Below are 1,602 nucleotides of genomic sequence, written 5' to 3'. Positions count from 1 at the left end.
AGCCAAAGACTTCGCTTCGTCAAGTGAATATGTCGGTCGGAGCTTGGTTCGATTCATAACCACCCCTTAGTTAGCATAATGCTAACTATATTCGTCTTGTTGCCAATTGGCAACTCTATATAACGGTCCACGCCAGGCGCAGTAACGCCCCTATTTTGCGTCTATCCGGAAGTGCGGGGCAAGACGGAGATCTGGGGACCAGACCTCGGTCTTGCCCTTCCACGACCTGCACTGATAATTGTTCTCGGGGGAAGCGGGCACTGCGGGGCGCGGCAACGGCGCGCGATTTCCGCGTCGCAGCGCTACCCTGATGCTGAATGCCGGGACGATGACCCACTGACCTGCTGACGCCTCTTCGGCCGTCCTCAAATCCGACCTGTCTCGCCCCGGCATCCGCGTCCCGGAGTCCTGCCATGACCTAATAGGAGCATGAGCGCGGACAATCGGACAAGCCAATTGGATTGTAGCGCTCCCGTCAGTGCAATGTCTGGGAGACCCGGGCGCGGAGCAGGCGGCAGACCGAGGGGAGCGAAAATGGAAGGCGAAACGGTCATCGCGGGCGTCGACACGCACAAGGACGTGCATGTCCTGTGCCTGCTCGACGGCCTCGGGAGGAAGATCTGGAGCGGGAGCTTCGGGGCCGACCCCGAGGGCTACGACAGGCTGGCGGAGACGATAGGCGACCCGGGGAGCTGCGCTGTCGTCGGCGTCGAGGGCACGGCGTCGTACGGGGCCGGGCTGACGAGGAGGCTCGCGGAGCTCGGGTACAACGTGGTCGAGGTGCTCAGGCCCAAGAGGGACAAGGCGAGGCCCGGCGAGGGGAAGAGCGACCCGCTGGACGCCGAGCGCGCGGCGCGCAAGGCGGCGTCCGGGAGGGGCTGCTCCGTGCCGAAGTCGCAGGACGGCTGGGTCGAGGCGGTGCGCCAGCTCTACGTCGCGCGCAGGCTGGCCGTCGCGACGTCCACGTCCTGCGTGGCCTGCGCGAAGTCGATGCTCACGACGGCCCCGGGCGCCCTGAGGGAGCGGTTCAGGGGCCGCGAGCGGCCGAAGGACCTCATGCCGCTGCTCGCGCGCGGGAGGAAGGCGGGCGACGCGCTCGAGGAGAGCGTGCTGGCCTCGCTGCGGTCCGTCGCGGCGGTCTGGAAGGAGGCCCGCAGCCAGGTCGAGTCCCTCGACGAGCGCATCCGCGCGCTGCTGGAGGCGAACGCGCCCGCGCTGCTCGGCGTCGAGGGCTGCGGCACCACGACCGCCGCCGCCCTGGTCGTGGCCGCCGGCGACAACCCCGGCAGGCTGAAGGGCGAGGCGGCGTTCTCGATGATGTGCGGCGCCTCCCCGATCCCCGCGTCGAGCGGGAAGACGGACCGGCACAGGCTCAACCGCGGCGGCAACCGGCAGGCGAACTGGGCGCTCTACGAGATCGCGATCAAGCGCATGGCGTACGACGAGAGGACGAGGAGGTACGTGGCGAGGCGGACCTCCGAGGGGAAGTCCCGGCGGGAGGCGGTCCGCTGCCTGAAGCGCTACATAGCGCGGGAGGTGTACCGCGTGCTCATGGACCCGAACCCCGACGGCGCCGCGCCGGAAGGCCCCGAGCTCGCGAAG

General features: G+C 68.4%; 1 protein-coding gene. It reads left to right on the top strand.

Annotated elements, in window-relative coordinates; translation table 11 throughout:
• Window positions 1–534: 534 nt before the first annotated feature.
• Window positions 535–1,602: IS110 family transposase (locus ACT84W_RS10195; RefSeq protein WP_444329131.1), on the top strand; the 1,068-nt coding region annotated here is incomplete at its 3' end.

The sequence above is a fragment of the Paratractidigestivibacter sp. genome (assembly GCF_052362415.1).
Classification (GTDB): domain Bacteria; phylum Actinomycetota; class Coriobacteriia; order Coriobacteriales; family Atopobiaceae; genus Paratractidigestivibacter.
The sequence above is the reverse complement of the archived record's forward strand: the minus strand, read 5'-3'. Positions and strand labels throughout refer to the sequence as shown.